This is a genomic window from Lunatibacter salilacus (assembly GCF_009797935.1).
GTDB classification, from domain to species: domain Bacteria; phylum Bacteroidota; class Bacteroidia; order Cytophagales; family Cyclobacteriaceae; genus Lunatibacter; species Lunatibacter salilacus.
The window spans coordinates 82,199-102,019 of sequence record NZ_VOLC01000005.1; the positions used below are offsets into that span (position 1 = coordinate 82,199).

Genomic DNA, 19,821 nt, shown 5'->3' on the forward strand with positions numbered 1-19,821 from the left:
CGATCGGTTAAAATTATTTCGCAAAACTCAATAATTAATCGGCGAAAACAGTTAAACTGAGGTTATCTATTTGTCACTATTTGTAGGAGAAGATAATTGTTATTTAATATAAAAATAACCAGAATTAATGTTTTGGTGCTAAAATATAATGGGTACTTTACCTCTAAAAACAACCCACAAAATGGTTTTAAAAATGCCTAAAGAATTGGCGATCTAATAATCACCTCACAACAAAAAAAGCAAGACCATAAATAGACCCTGCTTTTACTGATTGGTATTAACAAATTATTTACCCTTTATTCAATGTTTGTCCCGCAACCTTGGTAAAGGCATCGGCGAACATTTCCAAATCTTCCAATTTACCCATACTTACACGGCAGTAATCCTGACCGTGTATCTTCATTCCACGAACAGACACCTTGTTGACCATCATTTTCTTACGATACTCCTCTCCGTCCATAGAGATGGGGAAAAGGACAAAGTTGGTCTGGGAGGGGAAGTAGTCGTAACCCATTTTATCCAAAAACCCGTATATGAATTTCTTGCTTTCATTGTTCATTTTTACTGAATAACTCAAAAACTCAGCATCCGTCAAACTGGCGTTAGCAGCCGCCATAGAAGGCCCGGTCAAGGTGTTTCGTGGTCCTTCTTCTGCCAACTTTTTGATAACCTCCGGTTGGGCAATACAATACCCTACACGAAGTCCCGCAAATGCATGTACTTTTGAAAAGGTTTTCGCAACGATCACGTTTTTACCGTTTCGGATACAATCAACCGCAGTCGATCCTGCCGGATCATCCATATAATCGATATATGCTTCATCTACAAATACAGGTACTTTGTCAGCTACAAGATTACAGAATCCACGGATTTCAGATCCAGTTAAAATCTTGCCTGTAGGATTATTTGGATTGACCAGATAGACCAAGGATATAGCTTTGGTTACTTTTGATTCCATAATCCCCAAATCATGATCCATTTCTTTATTTAGGGGAACTTTAATCCACTCGGATCCCATTAATTCTGCTGATCTTACCAAGGAAACGTAGGTAGGATCAGCGGAAAGGACCTTTCCTGTGCTGCCGCCATAAACCCTTGCACCTGCATGCAACAGCTCACTGGAACCGGCACCCAACAAAATATGATCTTTGGACACACCTTCCAGCTTGGCGATGGTCTCCATTAATTCCATCCTAACTTCCCGGGGATAAAGAAAGGAATCATCAATCGCTGCTTTTATTGCCTTCTTTGCGGAAGCTGCCGGTCCAAAAGGATTTTCGTTGGAGGACAAACGGGCATAATAATCATCCGGGCGCTTTTTCCTACTTGAGGAAAGCGAATAAGGACTGGTTTCAAGAGGGTTTGCATGCAATCCTGCGGCAAAAAGGCCAGCGGATGCTGTCATACTGGCCTTCAGCCAATTTCTTCTGCTAAAATTTTTCATAGGTAAGCTGATTAGTGGATAAATGAACGGTAATAACTAAAATTGCCTTTAGAAAATCACCAAAGTTTATCTAATATACTGTAAATCAGTGTACAGTTAAAACAATTCAGTAATTATTTTCTAAAGGCAACAAATAAATTTGCATCAATATCTAAGGCAATACAAACTGCCTTTACCTAACACGCACGTTGTGGTATTGTCTAAAAGCAATGTTTTTATGTGTACCTGCAAACTCAAGGCGAATCTGCCTTCCTGAAGTGGGACTTGCCACTCCCAAACTCGTCCAGGGTTGTTCGAAAACAATCATACCCGCATTATCAGTAGTTGCTGATCCAACCTCCTCCGTTTGATTGATAAATACCCGGATTTGCAATCCAGACACGGGAATAGAGTCAATGCCAACATTATGATCCAAAATACCAGTTTTATCAAGCTCGTAAAACCGTCCCTGAACTGAGACAGAAGCGGTAGCATCAAACGTGGTTCCCTCTAACAGTACAAGAACAGGTGACGCCACATTTGGAGTTGCCAACTCAACACCTTCTACACATGAGGTAAGATAAGCAAGTGCCGTAAAGGCGATAATAAAAGAGGCTTTGTTTATATATTTTTTCATGACTTTGAATTAATTAGGGAAGAAAATTAAACCTGAGAATCGGATGACTTACATTTTTTACTGAGTTCTCTAGTTTTTTATTTTTGAAGTAAGATTAAAATCGGGGGACGAATCCCCCGATATGTAGACTTATTCAGCCCACCATAATTTTGTTCTCATATTGTCTTCACCTCCAAGCAACTGAACCCCTTGAGATAAGTTATCCATATTTAGCGAATATTCACTCAACGGATATTCCAGGCGGGTAGGTAACACTCCCTCGTTGGAGAAAATAGCGGCCGGATTGGGTGCAGGCATGACTGGGAACCCGGTTCTCCTGTATTCCGTCCAAGCTTCAATTCCCTGTCCAAAAAGGGCAATCCACTTTTGTGTCATAAGGGACTCCTTATTTAAAGTCCCTAGTTTGGACACATAATCGCCAGGCATTTCAACACCATTTTGATCAAATGAAGCTTGAATGGCTTTTTCGAAATATTCGCCTGCATTGCCAGCTATGTCTCCATCTAGTGCAGCTTCGGCCAATACAAACATCAATTCGGAATAGGTCATCAAAATACTTGGTGCCTCGGGATCCAAAAACCTTGGACCAATGGTAGATGCGACGTAGGTAGCCGCAGCTTCATCTGTCAATCCGTTGGGAAGGCCAGCATATGTTCCGTCAGCCAATGGAAGTGCATAGGCAGAAATTCTAGGATCTTCAAGTTCCATCATCTTGGCAACAAAAGTTGTGGAAATATTCCAGTCAGATCGGGTGGAAAACACGTCGAACATCTTGTTTCTACTGCCGATTACGTTAGCATGGATCAGTTCAGCGAAATCACTATTGCTGGTGAATATTGGAAACTGTGTGGGGTTGGAGATAATTTCCTGCATTATAGCCCTCGACTCAGAAGGCTTTTTAGCAGCCTGCCGATTTGCCAACTTTAAACGAAGGGAATTGGCAAACTTTTTCCAACGTAGAATATCACCGTTGAACAGAATATCTCCGGCAACAGCGGGGCCAGTAACGGAGAGTTTTTCATTAGCTATCTTTAGGTCATCCAAAATCCCCGCATAAATATCCTCCATGGAATCATACTTCGGTGAATTGATGGACTCCTCCGAAGCCCCTTTTAAAGCTTCAGAATATGGTATCGGACCATATACATCCACCAAAAATGAAAAGGTAAACGCCTTCATAGTAAGAGCTATACCTTCATAGTTCCGGTTAACGAATGGACCGTCGGGACCAGCGAGTTCAAGAACACTTTCAAAATTAACCAGTGAGTTTCTATACACATTGTCCCAAGTTCCGGACGATATTGTTACAGGTACTTCGTAAGTATCCCCCTCTGAATTAATATAAATATTTCGGGCAATATGCTGCACCCAACACATGGCTGCGTCAATATTCAAGCGCTGAAAACGTGTCGAATGCCCCCAGTACCTATCAACGGCAACCTGAATTGCATTTGGCAGTAACAATGCCGGAGAAATTGTTTCCGGATCATTGGGATTCGTGTTGATCTCTGCAAAATCTTCTGTACATGAGCCAACAAAGAGGCCCACAGTAATAAGAAATATATAGGGAATTATTTTTCGAATTTTCATAGGAATGTGCTTTACTTGATGTTGATACTTAAAAGGTCAGGTTAACGTTGAAACCTACGTTTCTCGTGGAGGGCTGCTCACCATAAGAAAAGCCCTGTGCGTTTCCACCTTTCATATCTACTTCTGGATCCATATGTGGATGATTTCTATGCAGTATGGCTAAGTTTCTTCCAACTAGTGATAATCTAACGCTCTGTATAAAGGTTTTGCTTAACAAGGATTGAGGAAATGAATACCCAAAAGTCACTTCTCTTAGTTTCACGAAAGACCCATCAAAAATTCCTGCCTCATGGTAATTCCGCGGATTTGTTGCATTCCAGAAAGTAGCAGCGGGAATTATAACGTCATTAGACACATAAGACGGATTCTCTACCGTCCCTACATTTTTTACTCCTGCTCCGATTACCCCTTCTTCCCTACCAATAGCAGTTTCCTCATACATGCCTGTCTTTCTGGCCAGACCAGTACCTACGTCGAAAATATCACCTCCCATACGAATGTCAATGAGGGTTCCGAAGGAGAAATTCCTGTACATAAATGTATTGGAAACCCCTCCGATCCAATCCGGCTGTATATTCCCCAAATTAAATGTTCCTGCCTCCAGTTGTGGTAATCCGTTACTGTACACAATTTCTCCCTCCGGAGAACGTAGGTATCTCCTGCCATAGAATGTACCATATGGTTCACCTATTCTCGCTTCTGAAGTCACACTATTCTGGGACCCCAAGGTATAGTTTTCAAGCCCCTCCGCAAGTTCAACAACCAAGTTCCTGTTTCTGGAAAAATTAACAGCAACATCCCAGTTCAATCCGCCTCTATTTTGAAGTATAGAACCCGTCAACATCGCTTCGACTCCCTGGTTTGTTATTTTACCCGCATTGAGCACTTGGCTCTGATAGCCTGATGCAGTAGAAATAGTTACGGCAAGAATCTGATTGGTAGTAGCCTGATGATAATAGGTCAAGTCCAAACCGATTCTACCGTTTAGGAAGCGGACATCCAAACCTACTTCCTGACCCGTAGTGATTTCAGGCTTAAGATTTCTATTTGCGATTTGAGGAGCCGCAGCATAGGTTGGGGTAGTTCCAGCCCACAATCCCTGAGCAGCGAATACTTGCCTAAGCTGATATGGATCAGCATCATTACCAACTTGTGCTACCGATCCTCTCAGTTTGGCGAATGAAAGAAATTTACTTTGAATATCGAACATATCCGTAAGTACAGCACTCAAGGCGACAGAAGGATAGAAGAAAGAATTGGCGTCAATGGGCAGTGTGCTAGACCAGTCGTTTCTTCCAGTAATATCTAGGAAGATGGAATTGTTGTAACCAAACTGGGCTGCTCCAAAAACACTGTTTACAACTTGCTTTCTAATTTCACTACTTGGAACTACCGGGCTGGCGTAGTTGCCTAAGTTATACAAACCATCTATGGTTAATTCACGAACATTTACCATGTTCATGGAATAATCGTTGGTTCTGTTGATGGCTCCCGCTTGGGCATTGATCGAAAACTTGCTGGCAATAGTTTTGTTGTAACTTAAGATGAAATCGGAATTTGTTTCTTGGCTGACCATATTGTTCTGCGTGTAAGCACCAAGAATACGCACGGAATTTTTGGTTCTTTCTACGCTGGTAACATTGGTGCGGCTGTCAGACCAGAAATCTGTTCCCGAACGAACCATCAAACTCAACGCATCATTAAACTTATAAGTGGCTGCAATATTCCCTACCAATCGGTCTTTCTCATTGGCATTGGTGTAGCGATCCTGGAAAAAGAATGGATTTGAGAAATATTCGTGCTGCCAGTTGGCATAGGGATAGTCATCACCCGGACGGAACGTAGCGCGCTGGATCTCGTAATATTGATCCCAGTTTCTTAGTTTCTCATAATCAGTATGCCTGTGGGCCCAGATAAAATCTTGACTGGCCGTGTAGTTTCTGTTATTAGAGCCGGATTTGACATATTCCGCACTTAATGTTACACTAAGTTTGTCCGTGAAATTATAGCCGGAATTAAATTTAAAGTTATTGCGGTAGAAATCATTGTTGTGCATGATACTGGTTTGGTCTAGCCTACCGATGGAAAGTCTAAAATTCCCTTTGTCGTTGGCACCCGAAACAGCAATATTATTTTGCGTTGACTGACCAGTTTCCCAGAACTCATCCCAATTGTTCGGCTGTGGCAACAACGCAACTCTGTCCGGAGCGGAATACCATAACGGAACCAAACGTCCGTCCATCGGAGCTCCCCAACTTTCATCTACACCTGCTGTACCTCTAATACCATCTGCATCAAATCCATTTCGACCGTCCACATACCAGGTTCTATACCCGGCACCTCCTCCATAGGTGTTTTGGAAATTAGGAGAAACTAGAGGCCTGTCAAAAGTAGTATTGGAATTGATCTCCACCCCTATACCTTTTGTTCCGGAACCGTCTTTAGTAGTTACCATGATGACACCATTGGCAGCCCTTGACCCATAAAGGGCTGCAGCGGTAGCACCCTTAAGTACGTTAATCTCCTTAATATTGTCCGGATTGATTTCTGACAACCCACCACCATACCTTCTTCCGTCTGTTTGTTCTATAGGAACGCCATCGACTACGATGAGGGGTTGATTGTTTCCCGCTACTGAAGAAGAACCTCTGATGACGATGTGGGATCCGGAGCCTGGCATGGAGTTGGAATTAATCTGCACTCCGGCAACTCTTCCGGAGAGGTTATTGGCAATATTACCCTGCCGGGCATCTGCTAACGCACTTCCGTCTATGGACTGGGTAGAGTAACCTAACGCTTTCTTCTCTCTTTCCATACCAAACGCCGTCACTACGACCTCAGAAAGGGCCTGAGCATCCGAAACTAGCGAGACAGTAACAGCGGTTTGGTTGCCCACTACTACTTCCTTTTTATCATATCCTATGAAAGAGATTTCGAGGACGTTTTCTTCGCCCAATAGGGTGACGGAGAATTCACCATCCAGATCTGTAGCCGCACCCCGAGTGGTCCCTTTGATTAGAACGCTCGCGCCCGGGATGGGATCATTGTTTTCGTCCAGTACCTTTCCGGTCACTGACCGACCTTGCGCTAATAACGGATTCGTCAGAACTGAACCCGCCAAGATCATTACACTGAGAAAGATTCCTTTGATCAACAAAGTCCTTTCACTCCAATGAGTAAATGTTTTCATCATGTTGTTTGTGGTTAAATAAACTAAATAGGTATTACCCTGTGGGTAACGGTTTTACTAGCGGTTATCCAGGTTGGATCTTAGAAGGTTATTTGGGAGGGGGTGATGAAGATTCTTCCCATTTTCTGAAATACAGGTTTTCTTCAACGCAATAAATATAGACGAGGAACCTGAAAAAATAAAATTTACCAAAATATATTTTTTAATTCCGATAAAATTAAAATATTTAACCATATCTGTTTTGACATATTATTTATATTTATTTCATATATTAATCTGTTTTCTTAACTTTTATTTCATATTTCTTATATTTAAAACTCTATTTCTTAAATTATAATTTTAATAAATAAATTTACTACTATCGAATCAAAAGGCTTTTTAGTTGATTTAATTTTTTGTTTTTTTACCCATTTTAGATATTACTAATTGATTTTTCAACTGAATATTTATTTTAATTTACCTTTTCAGTATTTTTAGGATATTTTTCAAACCTACTTGATTTAAAAATATTATATTCAGAATTTTATTTTGTAAATTAAATAAATGAACGTTAAAATATGAAGCGGATGAAAATAATAGCCTTGTATTCAAAACATAACAGCTCAATCGGGATTTTCTCCAAACTAATACGGCTCAAATTGCGAGGTGAAGACTGATCACGCCTGAGGGACGATGCTTTTACGGGGAGTAATAAGTCTGTCAAGGCCGTTAACATGGAAATAAAATATCACTTCCCGGCCTTGCAAATTCGCTACTGGCGTGGGATTTGATGCATTTTTAACCAAAAAATTAAAATGAACATTTTGCGTTGGTTTACTTTCCCACTTCGCTATGCCTTTTCAAAATTTAAGAGAAAGGTGGGTAAACTGGGCCTGATCCGTATGGAACTGTTCTTGGCCTTTGGAAATGATAAGGAAGTCTTTATAAAAGGCAGAGTTGTAGAAGCCTATAAGCAAAGCCGCCCCACAGCGGATAAAAATGCCTTACAAAACATCTTGGCTTCTGTCAGAAGGTATGCCGGAAGCAGCATCCCTGATGCGCGTGTTAGATTGGTATATCATGGGATAGAAGAGATTTTGATCAGTAACGAAGAAGGACTTTTCGAAAGCCATTTATCGCATCCGGTGCCCACTGATGGCAAACCCGATTATGCCACCCTTACTATTATGGAAGAAGAAGGCATTACAGCGGAAGAAAAAACCCTCAGCATTCAGATTTCCCGAATTTCGGAGCATCATCCCTTTGGCATAATCTCAGACATTGATGATACCGTCATTATATCCCACGCCACTTCTCTGGGCAAAAAATTATGGCTGTCTGTTTCAAAGAATGCATATACCCGCAGGCCATTTCCAGGTGTAAGTGATTTTTACGCGCTTTTAACCAACCAAGATCAACATCCGGTATTTTATGTTTCCAGCAGCGACTGGAATCTCTTTGACCTCATTCAGGATTTTCTACAATATAGAGATATTCCGAAGGGCCCTTTATTGTTAAAAGACCCCCATGTCAACTTAAGGAATATCTGGAAATCCGGCGGTGGAAACCATGATCACAAATTGGAAAAGATTTCTATGCTACTGGCTCTTTTTCCAACTATGAAATTCATCCTAATTGGAGATAGCGGGCAGCATGATCCGGAACTTTACATAGAAATAATTGAAAAGTATCCGGGCAGGATTAAAGCGGTCTATATCAGAAGGATAAAAAAGGTAGATGAAGAAAGGGAAAACCAACTGAATCAATACAATCCTAAAATTCCAATCGCCTGGGTCAAGCATTCATCTGAAGCAATCGCCCATGCGAAAAATTTCCTTGATCCATTCTTACACCTCAACTCAAAAGATTGGGAATAGATTTTGATATTCTGCCTACTAACCAACAGTTAAAATTCATATGGGTAAGCATGCCTTGTTAATCGTAAATCCAGTAGCTGGAAATTTCGGAAATCGATCTGAACTAATCGAAAATATTATTCTAAACACATCAGACTATACCGTTTCGGTATGGAATACCTCCGGACATGACGACGAACAACAAATAAAAAAATTACTCAATGAAAACACCTATGACCTGGTGATGGTAGCTGGTGGGGACGGAACAATCAAATTGGTGGCTTCCCAAATGGAATGGGAAAACATCCCCTTATTACCCATACCATTCGGATCTGCCAACGGCCTGTGCTCCTGCCTAGGCATTCAAACTTGGGACGACAGCATGAATGCATTGCATAAAGGAAAAACCATCCAGATGGATGTCTTGGATGTGAACGGCGAGGTATGTCTCCATATTTGCGATTTTGGGTTTAATGCGGGCTTAATCAAGAAATTTGAGGAGCGGGATGAGAGAGGCATGGGCAGTTATTTCAAAAGCTCCGTTGCGCAGGTGTTTGAAAACAACAAATATCGGTTCACCCTAGAACTGAATGGTGAAAAAAAAACCGTAAACGCCAAAATGCTGGTCATCGCCAACGGTGACCGGTATGGCACAGGTGCCAAAATAAATCCTAGCGGAAAAATGGATGACGGAAAATTTGAGGTAATCGTACTCAATCCCGACAGTTTTAAGGAATGGATGGCGTTGACGGTAGGCTTTATCAGGGAAAACTTTTCGGAGTTGGATTTTGTGCAGACGTATAGTGGGGAAAGTGTCACTATCGAAAACCTGGACAATGCCGCCTTTCACATAGACGGAGAAATGAAGGAAATTCAGGAAAAGGTGGAAATACAGCTGAATAAGATGAAAATCGAGTTTTTTACTAACTTTGCAGTTGAAGAAGTGTAAATTGGATCTTGGGTTAGTGGTTATTAGGTTAATAGGTTATTGAGTTAATGGGTTATTAGGTTACTGGGTTACTTGGCAAAGAAATGGGATGAGTGGTGGGTGACGAAATGTTGACCTAGCAACCTTTCTTCGTTTCCAAATCTCTCAGTCTCTATGTCCCCAAGTCTCTGCGTCTCCAAGTCTATAAGTCTCTTCGTCCCTAAGTCCCTAAGTCTCCATAATGGGTTATGAAATATAAAATGATGATGCGTACAAACTCAAAATATCTGCTGCTTACAATTTTATCCTTTCTGTATGTTAGTCTTTTGCAGGCACAAAATAAACCAAGGGTTATTGTCAGCTCTGATATTGGGGGGACGGACGACGATGATTTTCAGTCCATGATCCATTACCTGATGTATTCGGACCGGTTTCAGACTGAGGGCCTGATTGCGTCACCATTTGGGCTAGGGAGAAAATCGGACATACTGCATATCATTGATTTGTACGAAAAGGACTATTCAAAACTGGCCGCCAATAGCCAAGGATTCCCCCTTGCCGACGAACTGCGTGCTGTCACCAAACAGGGTGGGATTGAAAGGGCGCCACTGAAAGGATGGGCCAATTCCTCGGAAGGATCCTCTTGGATTATATACTGCGCCAAAAAGGAGAGTGACCAACCCCTGTGGGTGCTGGTCTGGGGTGGGCTGGAAGATGTGGCCCAAGCACTGCATGATGCACCGGATATCGCGGACAAACTGCGCGTCTATTGGATAGGGGGCCCCAACAAAAAATGGTCAGCGGATGCCTACCAGTATATAGCTACCAATTTCCCCAAGTTGTGGATGATTGAGGCAAATGCTACCTACAGGGGTTGGTTTGCGGATGATAAAACGGACAAAGCCACCAATGTCAATAATTTTTATGATGCCTATATCAAAGGTAAGGGCGCCATGGGCAGTGATTTTGTCAATTATTACGGAGGACGCATCAAAATGGGTGATACGCCGGCGGTGGCCTACCTTCTCCATGGAGATCCAAATAATCCAGCAGGCGAAAGCTGGGGTGGCAGTTTTGAATCCATTAGCCACTCTCCGAAGCGGCTTTTCAAAGCAAGTACCAGTCTTAACGACACTGTGCCTACTTTTTCGGTTATGGAATGGGAGTTTGAGGGAAAGGAAAATGCCATACATCCGGATTCATCCTGCTTCGTGATGGAGATAGCCAATCAGCAATTCGAGGGATACTATAAAGGCGATGGACGCTATGCCATCCGCTTTGTCACCAAATCCGCGGGAAAATGGAAATACCGGATAAAAAGTGATTTGCCAGAGCTTAATGGGCAGGAAGGCGCCTTTGTTTCCGCCGACCCCTGGCCGGGGGAATGTCAGGAAGGAGACATTACGGGGCTAATTCAATGGTGGAGTGACAGGACTGATCAAGGAGACTTTGCCGACGGGCATCAGGGCGCCAATACTATTTTCCGGTTTCAGGAAGATTTTTTGATGGACTGGGCGGAGCGGTGGAAGTGGTTGGAATGATTAGGTTTTTCACACCTAATAAGCTTTAAATTCTTTTTTTAACAACGTCATCCAACAACCGGCTGAACCCCTCCTTCGTCAGTGGCTTTAGCTGAAAAGAGAATACATTCTGAAACAATTTCGCCTTGTCCCGGTCGATAGAGCTGCTGGAGGAGGTAAGGATAATGACGGGTATATTTATTTCATGCTCGTTCATAAAAGTCAAAACATCCCATCCCGTCAAGATCGGCATGTTGATGTCTAAAAAAATAAGCTCGGGATTTTCTGCTTTTAATGCCTGAACAGCCAACAGCGGATTCTCGAAATCATATATATCCAAATCGCTCCTTAACATGGAAAGGTATTTCCGGTTTAGGACATTGGTGATTTTTTGGTCATCGATTAAAAATACTTTCATGACTAACTTTCTTTTTAAAATTACTATTCCAATTCTTCTGACCGTCTAATAACTTCCATCACGGCCTTATCCAAATCCGAAACCGCCAAGTGCATCAATGGTAAAATGTCCCTTACATATTCCTCGGTTGATAGTTCATCCTTAATCTCGACCATGCTAATGACCCTTGTAAGCGGTTCTCTTAGCTGATGCGAATTAAATTGAATGAGGGATTTCAATTTAGTATTTGAATGGAGAAGGCTGGCAGTTCGGTCGGCAATCGTCCCCTCCTGGATTTGATTCAACGATTCTATTTCAGAGTTCTTGGTTTGTAACTCCCTAGCCAACTCTTCCAATTGTTTATTTTGCCGATGAATCAACTGAATCATCTTTAGGTTTTCGACTTTTGTGGCCAAGGTTTTATTCACCACCTTTACCAGGGTTATACTGCTTTCTTTAAAAGGATTGGCAACTGTTGACTGTATTTTTATGAGACTACTTAGGTTATTGCCATTTTCAAATTTCCAGCAGTGGCTTGTTAGTTGATCCGATTCTGAAACTATTGCCTTTGGCACCCCACTTTGTAGAACTCCCCGTTCCAAACTTGGGAGATCTTCAACCCCACTGCTGAAATAGCAAAAACCATCCAGGGAAATGGAAATACAGTCTACAGAATTTCCAGCTACATAATAAAAATCGAAACGGTGGTAATTGAATAAATATTTTAAATGGAAGTTTAACTCGGCAGGAAGTTTATCCAGACGGCCAATCTTTGAAATCCCGGTAGAAAATCTTACCATAGCCTCAAACAGGATTTTATAACCTATATAAGGTTGTTCGGCTGGCACCACTATAAAGAGTAGCTCAATTCCACGATTTCGTTGTCAATTTGAATCCCCGAAATATTCGCAATGGTATTCAACATATTCACCAAATCCGCCTGGGCAAACAGTTCTTGAATGTCTCCCTCAGAATATCCCGCAGCCTTTAAGCTTTCAAAATCGCTCGCTTCTACATGTCCGTCAGACAACGCGGCATTCGCCACTGTACGCACTGCAACTTTATAGCTGTTGGGCACCCATTCGCTATCCATATTTTCTGTGATAAGAAAAGCCGGATCTTCCGCCAGTGATTTACCCATCATATCTGCAAAAAGCTTATGGGCTTCAGCACAATAATTACATTTTCTTTCCGAGGAGACCGTAAATATGATCAGTTGTTTGATAATATTGGGGACATCACCCTCGCAAAGTGTGGCTTTTAATTTTGCCCAATTGCCTCTAAGCAGGGAAGGATTCCCCGCCTGACATTTAAACCAATTCAATACAAAGGGAATCCCCAGTGTTTTCATGGTATCGTCATAGATTTCTTTTACTTCGGGGCTTGCATCTTGATGCTCAATTAGAGCAAAGCTGTTTTTCATAATAGCTGCTATTTTTCTAAAAATAACTTATGTAATTAGCACAAACTTAAATTTTTTTAGGCGTTTTCAGAAAAAATAGATCAATAAATTATTTGAAAAGTGAAAGAATACAAATTTTATTATTTGAAAGAGTGAATTCTGTATGAAAAAGTATAAAACAGGACAAATTTTAAATAAAGAATTCGGCAAACCTATACAAAAATATCGCAGCGGTCACCTCGTCAAAACCGTTGCGGCCGCTACGTGAAAACCTTCGCCTTACTGCGCTGCAGGAAAAATCGATCTGATTCAGCTCCTCTCCTAGATTATCCTCGTCTCCGAATACAGATCATACGCTGCCACCAGGAGTTGGTGGTCGGGTGCCTGACCGTAGCGGGGGTACTTTTGCAGTTCGCTCCGTTGCTCGACATAAACGGGGGCGTATGACGCTTCAAGTTCATCCCAAATAATTACTAGGTAAGCGTAGGGTATTTTACTTAACCGTCCCTTTTCCAGCCATTCGTCTAAAAGTGATTCATCTAAGGGTTGGGGATAATTAGGGCCTTCAAACATGTTGTTTTTTTAAAATAAAATTCATCATCAAAGATAGGCCAGTCTAGCCCATGTTCAAAAAGAAGTTGCTATTTTGGAGGTGGCTTTTGTTAGATTTAAATTTAACTATGTCGGATTTGTAGCATTCCAATGCTTGGGTTTTTTTAGTAGTAGTTTAATTTTCATCCTTTGGCTGTGCCGATCTAGCTTAGCAATGGTTATAGTTTGAAAATATATTTTTTATATGCGGCTCAGGTGTATATATTATTGCCAATAATCATGATATTTGTAAGTAATAGTTACAAATATCATGAATATTGTAAGTAAGTAATGAATTATGTTTCTCAGAAAACAAATATTGGAAGGTTCCGGAAATGAAAGTCTGTTTCTTTGGGGGGCTCGTCAGACAGGTAAAAGTACTTTGTTAAAAAGTCTTTTTCCGGATGCGATATGGTTTGATCTTTTGTTGTCAGATACCTATTTAAGGTATAAATCCGAACCCCAGCAATTTCGCCAGGTAATTTTGGCTAGGGATCGTAAGGAGATTGTCGTAGTTGACGAGATTCAAAAGATTCCTGAACTGCTTGACGAAATTCATTGGTTGATTGTAAATCATTCGATAAAATTCATCTTGAGTGGATCAAGCCCTAGAAAAATCATTCGGTCTGGGCATAACCTATTGGGAGGGAGAGCTCTAAGGTACGAGTTGTATCCATTGATTCAATCTGAAATTCCAGATTTTGACTTGTTGAGAGCGTTAAATAACGGATTGCTTCCAAGGCACTATCTGGCAGAAAATCCGAAAAAACTAATAGATGCATATATCGGAAATTACCTAAAAGATGAAATTATGGCTGAAGCAAAGATCAGAAATATCAATGCGTTTACCCAATTTTTAGAGGCGGCTGCGTTTTCCAACGGAGAAATGGTCAATTATTCAAATATCGCTTCCGAGTGTGGGGTAAGCCATAACACCGTTAAGGAATATTTTCAAATTTTAGAAGACACATTACTCGGGCGTTTTGTTCCTTCATTTCAAAAAAAGCCAAAGCGAAGGGTGATTCTGACATCCAAGTTCTATTATTTTGATATAGGCATTACAAATAAACTTCTAAAAAGAGGGAAAATTGAAGCAAGAAGCGAGTCTTTTGGGCATGCCTTTGAGCATTTTATCTATCAGGAATTATATGCCCATAGTAAATATTCTGAGAAAGATTATGTTATCTCGTACTGGCGGACGACTTCGCAGATAGAGGTGGACTTTATCCTCGGTGATCATGAGGTGGCGCTAGAGATTAAAGGAACGAATAATATTCAACCCCGTCATCTTAAGGGATTAAAAAACTTTGCGGAAGAATATTCGGTGAGAAGACTAATCGTTGTGAGTGATGATCCTTTAGAGCGAAGAATTGGTGAAATTTCAGTTATACCATGGAAGCAATTCTTGGAACAGCTCTGGAACAATGAAATTATCTGAAAAAGAAGTGCAATTCTACAATCATTTGCCGACTTTGGTAATTGTTGCCACTGTAACTCTGCACCATGTGGTAATTAGGGAGATAAAAAACCAACATAGCAAACCAACAAGTGCTATGTGCTAGTTTAACTTTTTGATGCCTGCACCCATACATTTATCTATTGTGGAATATGACGTGTAATATGGTTTAGACATCGGGAACCATTCCTTTCGTTTTACGACATTTTTTGATCTTTAGATAAAAAAAAATTTATCCTCTCTATACCTCATAGATATTATCAATTTAATTTTAAATACAATAGATGTATCTTTACATTATAGAAATTAGCCAAACACACTATATATAAAAAGATACATGAAAAAAATCACACTAATTTTTGCCCTCCTCGCCAGCACAGTATTGACGGGCAGGGCACAGGAAACCCCACCTGTAGATGGCTGGTCTGGAGCAACCAAGAAAAGCCCCAGCAATGCGATAGCCACCCAGAATGCCGAATGGTGGCCAAACCAGTTGAATCTGGGCATTTTGCGTCAGAATTCGGAGCTTTCCAATCCAATGGGAACAGAATTCAATTACATAGAGGAATTCGAAAGCTTGGATTACGAAGCACTTAAAAATGACATCCGAGATCTTATGACTGACTCCCAGGACTGGTGGCCTGCGGATTTTGGTCATTATGGCGGGTTGTTTATCAGAATGGCCTGGCACAGCGCAGGTACATACCGATCAGGTGATGGCCGTGGTGGTTCGCGTTCAGGTCAGCAGCGGTTTGCACCGCTTAACAGTTGGCCCGACAATGGCAATTTGGACAAAGCTCGAAGATTGCTGTGGCCAGTCAAACAGAAATATGGAAACAAGATCTCTTGGGCAGATTTGATGGTTTTGACGGGCAATGTTGCCTTGGAGTCCATGGGATTTGAAACTTTCGGATTTGCAGGAGGAAGGGAAGATGTATTTGAACCGGAGTTGGATGTTTATTGGGGCAAAGAAAAAAAATGGTTGGATGACCAGCGCTACTCAGGTGATCGTGAACTGGAGAATCCCCTAGCGGCGGTTCAGATGGGTTTGATCTATGTAAACCCGGAAGGTCCGAACGGAAATCCCGACCCCGTATTGGCTGCGCATGATATCCGGGAGACATTTGCCAGAATGGGGATGAATGATGAAGAGACTGTAGCCTTAATTGCAGGCGGCCATACCTTGGGCAAAACCCATGGAGCGGGTCCTGCTTCACACGTAGGTGCTGAGCCTGAGGCCGCCGATATGGAAGACCAAGGATTTGGTTGGAAGAGTTCGTATAAATCCGGAAAAGGTGCTGACGCAATCACTTCCGGAGTGGAAGTCACGTGGACGTCTACCCCCGCCCAATGGAGTCATGACTTTTTGACGTTTCTTTTCAAATATGAATGGGAATTGACGAAAAGTCCTGCCGGTGCACATCAGTGGGAAGCAAAGGATGCCGGGAATATTATCCCCGACGCATTTGATGCGGATAAAAAGCAGCCAGCATATATGCTGACGACGGATTTGTCTTTACGGTTTGATCCGGTTTATGAGAAAATATCCAGAAGGTTTTTGGAAGATCAGCACGCATTCAATGAAGCTTTTGCACGTGCCTGGTTTAAGTTGACGCACAGGGATATGGGGCCAAAAACAACGTATTTAGGCCCTGAGGCTCCTACCGAAGATTTGATTTGGCAGGATCCCATCCCCGCAGTCAACCATACGTTGATCAATGCGCAGGATATCGCCAGCTTGAAGTCAAGTATTCTGAGTTCAGGATTAACTATAAGTGAAATGGTATCCACTGCTTGGGCTTCTGCTTCTACTTACAGAGGTTCTGACAGGCGTGGCGGTGCCAATGGAGCCAGAATTAGATTGGCCCCCCAGAAAGATTGGGAGGTAAACAAGCCTGAGCAACTTCAAAAAGTATTGGCAACTTTGGAGAAAATCCAACAGGACTTCAATTCCAAATCCAACAGCAAAAAAGTTTCTATGGCAGACTTAATTGTCCTTGCAGGCAATGCAGGTGTGGAAAAAGCGGCGGCCAATGCAGGACACTCCATTCAGGTGCCTTTTAGCCCGGGCAGAATGGATGCGTCGCAGGAGCAAACAGACATAGAATCGTTTGAACTTTTGGAGCCAATGGCTGATGGTTTCAGAAACTATCTGAAAACCAGATATACCGTTTCCACGGAGGAATTATTGGTGGACAAAGCCCAGCTTTTGACCTTGACTGCTCCCGAGATGACTGTACTTGTAGGTGGCCTCCGGGCTCTTGGTGCAAATTATGACGGTTCAAACCATGGAATCTTTTCAGAAAAAAAGGAGGCCTTGAGCAATGAATTCTTTGTAAACCTGATGGATATGAGTACGGAGTGGAAAGCAATCGATGATACCAAGGAGCATTTCGAAGGATTAGACAGAAAATCCGGTGAACGCAAATATACCGCAACCCGTGCCGATTTGATCTTTGGATCCCACTCTGAATTGAGGGCCTTGGCTGAGGTATATGCACAAGAAGACTCAAAAGAAAAGTTTGTGAGCGATTTTGCCGCTGCTTGGAATAAAGTGATGAACTTGGATCGGTTTGACTTGATCTATGGATCGACCCTTGCAAATAGAAAATAATTTCCCCTGCAAGGAATCTAGTCATTCGTCAATTTGAATTTTTGAGCCAGTCCTTTGAGACTGGCTCTTTGTTTTTTGATGATTCAGTGTTTAGCATTTACGTTTTCCCATCCATAAGCTAATCCCCTTCAACTCCCATTTCCTTATATCTCTCCCATTCCTCCCGGAATTTTTCTTCTGGATAAAAATATTTTCCTTTTATACTGGTGATGTAGCGCTCTTACATCGTGTTGAAATCATCTGGAAGGATCATGATTTTGTCGTCCATTATGGGAGTAGTTTTTTTGAACCGTAAATCGATAATTGACTTTTCATAAACCAAAATACAATAAATGAATATTACGAGTGGCCTCCATTTCCTTCAGAAAATGGAAGGGATCGCAATAGCTTTGGAAAAGTATCAAAGAGACTGCTTTTTATTTTTGAATTAACCCGAACTACCTTTGGGGATTCATAGCTTATAACTTAAATAAAAAAATCAACCTCCCTTTTTAATCTTTTCAATCATATCTTCGTCAAACCCCACATACACTTCTTCAATCTATCCCTTTTCATCTATCAGGTAAAAAGTCGGATATCCGCTGACTCCATACGCTTCACCCACTGTATTGGCGTCGATTAGTACGGAAAAAGGAATATCCACCCTGGAGCTATACTTCTCCATCTTTCCAAAGGTTAGGACTCCCATTCCAATTTGAAATTCAGTGGTTGACTGTCTTGGAAGGAAAGTAGGTGTGTTTTGGTTGTTATACGCAGTTTATTTCCCATTGAAATTGGCATCTATTTTGACATATTGGAATATTGAAAAATCCAGCTATATTCGTTCGGGTTTTTGACATATGACCAAGGCACTGAAACCAATATTTGGATTTGCTATGGCCGCCATGCTGGCGGTTCAGGCCATGCTTTTGCCCATTCTGGTAGCGGATGTCAATACTGCCAAAACGGCATTTTCTGACAATTTATCCGCACAAATTACCCTTGTAGATGAACATGCCGACAAGTCCCCAATTATCTTTGAAAGTGAGCGGCTAATTATATCCATTCCGAAATCTTTTTCAGAAGGGTTAAATTTTATTTACAGCACATTAGCGGATTATTTTTTCTATATAAATCAACGGCTAACTACCGCATACCAACTCAGCCAGCAGGTCATGCTGGTTTTTGGTATTCGGGAAATTAAGTTTCCAACCCATTTTTTCTGGTAAGTAAAAGTTCTTCAGAACTATGTTCTGTAACCCCTTGTCTAGGGGATTAAGTTAGGTAAACTTTCTACTTCAATCTTTTCGGTGAGCCAGCTAGCTTCCGAATACTAATATCTTATAACCATGTTCGACATAGATTTAATTTCATTTTCCATAGCGGTAATATTAATCGCCGCCTTTGCCCTGCCCTTTTATTTGAATGCACGTAAAGTCAAAGCAAGAGAACTTAAGGCGCTGAAAATCCTAGCTGATTTTACCTTATCCCACGGATTGAATCTTCAGGATAAAGATCAATGGAGGGATAAATATTTCATTGGCCTTGATAAAGAAAAGGCTCAATTGGTATATAGTGCGGATACCTCTCAGGATTACTACAAGTGTATTCATCTCGATCAAATAAAAAGGGTTTCTATTGCAGAAGTATCCCATCAGGTGACCAATGGGAAAGATAGCCATAAGGAACTTGATCGTTTGGACCTAATACTCATCAACCAGAATGACAAACCCCTTCATATATTGGAATTCTATGACGGGGAACAATATTCTGATCTTGTTGGGGAGGCTGTTTTGATCAAAAAGTGGGAAACTTTGCTCAAGGATGCTATTAAAAACGTACCCAAACATCAGTTAGTATCATGAACAAGGAGCAAGTAATTCCAAAAGAAGAGATTTCAGTGATGCATTTCCTAAAAGAGGACGTCCTACAGGATCCATCCGATATCCGCCGTAGAAACCAAGATTTGAACCGGGCTATGACCTTGGGAAACTTGGAACACGGCAAAGTCAAAATCCATTTTCTGGATGCACAGCATAATTTCTATCAAGTAGAGACTACCGTCTGGGCTGTTACAGATGAATATTTGTGCCTAAAAGGGGATCTACAAATACCCACCTGTGCGGTATTGCGTATAGACTAGATTAAAGGGAAGGGAATCATGACTGATTCCCTTCCTAATCTTAAAATAATTTCTAATTCACCAGCAAAGGAAAAAAACTGCTAAATAATCGCATCTTGGTTTAATTTGATTTACTT

General features: G+C 41.5%; 17 protein-coding genes. 8 read left to right on the forward strand and 9 right to left on the reverse strand.

The window, feature by feature from the left end; genetic code table 11:
- Window positions 1–289 precede the first annotated feature (289 nt).
- The 4 genes from FQ608_RS08615 to FQ608_RS08630 form a co-directional block, all read right to left on the reverse strand.
- A complete protein-coding gene (locus FQ608_RS08615) occupies window positions 290–1,444 on the reverse strand; it encodes a pyridoxal phosphate-dependent aminotransferase (RefSeq protein ID WP_158857492.1) in 1,155 nt (384 codons plus the stop codon).
- A 172-nt stretch (window positions 1,445–1,616) separates the two neighbouring features.
- Complete coding sequence (locus tag FQ608_RS08620) at window positions 1,617–2,060, reverse strand: hypothetical protein (RefSeq protein WP_199856343.1); 444 nt, start codon at window positions 2,058–2,060, stop codon at window positions 1,617–1,619.
- Window positions 2,061–2,189: 129 nt separating this feature from the next.
- Window positions 2,190–3,650 carry a SusD/RagB family nutrient-binding outer membrane lipoprotein gene (locus FQ608_RS08625; protein ID WP_158857494.1) on the reverse strand — a complete coding sequence of 487 codons (1,461 nt, stop codon included), beginning with the start codon at window positions 3,648–3,650 and terminating at the stop codon, window positions 2,190–2,192.
- Between the two features lie 28 nt (window positions 3,651–3,678).
- The gene (locus FQ608_RS08630; RefSeq protein WP_158857496.1) at window positions 3,679–6,843 is read right to left on the reverse strand and encodes a SusC/RagA family TonB-linked outer membrane protein; all 3,165 of its coding nucleotides are present in this window, start codon (window positions 6,841–6,843) and stop codon (window positions 3,679–3,681) included.
- 791 nt (window positions 6,844–7,634) lie between these two features.
- On the opposite strand from FQ608_RS08630, the gene FQ608_RS08635 reads away from it, so the two are divergent.
- The 3 genes from FQ608_RS08635 (at window position 7,635) to FQ608_RS08645 (ending at window position 11,144) form a co-directional block, all read left to right on the forward strand.
- Window positions 7,635–8,696, forward strand: a complete 1,062-nt coding sequence (locus tag FQ608_RS08635; RefSeq protein WP_158857498.1) for an App1 family protein — start codon at window positions 7,635–7,637, stop codon at window positions 8,694–8,696.
- Window positions 8,697–8,736: 40 nt separating this feature from the next.
- Window positions 8,737–9,624 (forward strand): diacylglycerol/lipid kinase family protein, encoded by an 888-nt coding sequence (locus tag FQ608_RS08640; protein ID WP_158857500.1) that lies wholly within the window; start codon window positions 8,737–8,739, stop codon window positions 9,622–9,624.
- A gap of 227 nt (window positions 9,625–9,851) precedes the next feature.
- Window positions 9,852–11,144, forward strand: a complete 1,293-nt coding sequence (locus FQ608_RS08645) for a nucleoside hydrolase-like domain-containing protein (protein WP_234364136.1) — start codon at window positions 9,852–9,854, stop codon at window positions 11,142–11,144.
- 25 nt (window positions 11,145–11,169) lie between these two features.
- Here the strand turns inward: FQ608_RS08645 and FQ608_RS08650 are convergent, their stop codons facing one another.
- From FQ608_RS08650 to FQ608_RS08665, 4 genes are all read right to left on the reverse strand, one after another.
- Window positions 11,170–11,541 (reverse strand): response regulator, encoded by a 372-nt coding sequence (locus FQ608_RS08650; RefSeq protein ID WP_158857502.1) that lies wholly within the window; start codon window positions 11,539–11,541, stop codon window positions 11,170–11,172.
- A gap of 23 nt (window positions 11,542–11,564) precedes the next feature.
- On the reverse strand, window positions 11,565–12,320 hold the full coding sequence (locus FQ608_RS08655; RefSeq protein ID WP_158857504.1) for a hypothetical protein: 756 nt from the start codon (window positions 12,318–12,320) through the stop codon (window positions 11,565–11,567).
- 50 nt (window positions 12,321–12,370) lie between these two features.
- A complete protein-coding gene (locus tag FQ608_RS08660) occupies window positions 12,371–12,943 on the reverse strand; it encodes a carboxymuconolactone decarboxylase family protein (protein WP_158857506.1) in 573 nt (190 codons plus the stop codon).
- Between the two features lie 300 nt (window positions 12,944–13,243).
- The gene (locus FQ608_RS08665; protein WP_158857508.1) at window positions 13,244–13,495 is read right to left on the reverse strand and encodes a hypothetical protein; all 252 of its coding nucleotides are present in this window, start codon (window positions 13,493–13,495) and stop codon (window positions 13,244–13,246) included.
- A 316-nt stretch (window positions 13,496–13,811) separates the two neighbouring features.
- Here FQ608_RS08665 and FQ608_RS08670 point away from each other — a divergent pair, with 316 nt between their 5' ends.
- On the forward strand, window positions 13,812–14,951 hold the full coding sequence (locus FQ608_RS08670) for an ATP-binding protein (RefSeq protein WP_158857510.1): 1,140 nt from the start codon (window positions 13,812–13,814) through the stop codon (window positions 14,949–14,951).
- A gap of 355 nt (window positions 14,952–15,306) precedes the next feature.
- Window positions 15,307–17,583, forward strand: coding sequence for a catalase/peroxidase HPI (gene katG, locus FQ608_RS08675; protein ID WP_158857511.1), 2,277 nt, complete (start codon window positions 15,307–15,309; stop codon window positions 17,581–17,583).
- 541 nt (window positions 17,584–18,124) lie between these two features.
- Here katG and FQ608_RS27765 read toward each other — a convergent pair.
- Complete coding sequence (locus tag FQ608_RS27765) at window positions 18,125–18,247, reverse strand: peroxiredoxin family protein (RefSeq protein ID WP_262885485.1); 123 nt, start codon at window positions 18,245–18,247, stop codon at window positions 18,125–18,127.
- 175 nt (window positions 18,248–18,422) lie between these two features.
- Between FQ608_RS27765 and FQ608_RS08680 the strand changes: the two genes are divergently transcribed.
- The 3 genes from FQ608_RS08680 to FQ608_RS08690 all read left to right on the forward strand — a co-directional run bounded on the left by FQ608_RS08680 (window position 18,423) and on the right by FQ608_RS08690 (window position 19,705).
- The gene (locus FQ608_RS08680; RefSeq protein WP_158857513.1) at window positions 18,423–18,791 is read left to right on the forward strand and encodes a hypothetical protein; all 369 of its coding nucleotides are present in this window, start codon (window positions 18,423–18,425) and stop codon (window positions 18,789–18,791) included.
- Between the two features lie 120 nt (window positions 18,792–18,911).
- Window positions 18,912–19,427 (forward strand): hypothetical protein, encoded by a 516-nt coding sequence (locus FQ608_RS08685; RefSeq protein WP_158857515.1) that lies wholly within the window; start codon window positions 18,912–18,914, stop codon window positions 19,425–19,427.
- On the forward strand, window positions 19,424–19,705 hold the full coding sequence (locus tag FQ608_RS08690; RefSeq protein WP_158857517.1) for a hypothetical protein: 282 nt from the start codon (window positions 19,424–19,426) through the stop codon (window positions 19,703–19,705). The genes FQ608_RS08685 and FQ608_RS08690 overlap by 4 nt, the downstream gene beginning before the upstream one ends.
- Window positions 19,706–19,821: the final 116 nt, after the last annotated feature.